2 protein-coding genes are annotated in these 837 nt (G+C 57.8%); both read left to right on the top strand.

Going from position 1 to position 837, the window contains the following annotated elements:
* Positions 1-177 carry a TOBE domain-containing protein gene (locus EH240_RS40320; protein WP_425374879.1) on the top strand — a complete coding sequence of 59 codons (177 nt, stop codon included), beginning with the start codon at positions 1-3 and terminating at the stop codon, positions 175-177.
* A gap of 143 nt (positions 178-320) precedes the next feature.
* On the top strand, positions 321-837 hold a 517-nt coding region (locus EH240_RS37145), incomplete at its 3' end, for a Gfo/Idh/MocA family protein (RefSeq protein WP_245436714.1).

The raw sequence follows: 837 nt of genomic DNA, 5'->3' as shown, positions 1-837 counted from the left end.
CTGGGCGACAGCACGCTGGTGACCGTCAAGGTCGGCAAACACTTGGTCGCCGTGAAGGCCGACAAAAATACCAAAGTGCACATGGGGGAAAACGTCGGCGTCCGCTTCGATCCGAAACAACTGCATTTCTTCGACACGACCAGCGGGACGCGGGTCGCGTTCGACGCGAGTAGGTGAGGCTAGTCAATATCTCACGCAGCGTGACACCTACAAAGTTGAATTCGCAGCCGAGCCTTGAGGTAAGATGATGAACGCCGAATTGCGTTGGGGGATTCTAGCGACCGGCTGGATTGCTGACCTCTTTGTCCAGGATTTGCAGCTTGCCGGCCATCGTGTCTCCGCTGTCGGCTCTCGAACACAGGCAGGAGCCGACAAGTTCGCCAACCGTTTCAGTATTCCCAAACGCGCACGCTAGCTACCAGGACCTTTTGTCGGACCCGGAGGTCGATATTATCTATGTGGCTACGCCCCATCCGATGCACGCCGGCAACGCGCTCAAGGCGCTGACCGGCGGCAAGCACGTGCTCATCGAAAAGCCATTCACGATCAATGCACGGGAAGCGCGCAAGGTCGTCGATCTCGCCTCTGCGAAAAACCTGGTCGTGATGGAGGGGATGTGGACGCGCTTCCTTCCTCATATGGTGCGCATCCGGGAGATCATCGCGTCAGGAGTGCTTGGAACGATCTATTCGGTGATCGCCGATCACACTCGTGACCTGCCTGGCGATCCCAATCATCGGCTCAACGCTCTGGAACTCGGCGGAGGCGCCCTGCTTGATCTCGCCATTTACCCCATTTCGTTCGCCTTTGACGTGCTCGGAGAGCCTGAACACATCA

This window comes from Mesorhizobium tamadayense (genome assembly GCF_003863365.1).
In the GTDB taxonomy this organism is placed as follows: Bacteria; Pseudomonadota; Alphaproteobacteria; order Rhizobiales; family Rhizobiaceae; genus Mesorhizobium; species Mesorhizobium tamadayense.
Note: the sequence above shows the minus strand (reverse complement) of the source record. Positions and strands in the feature narration are given on the sequence as shown.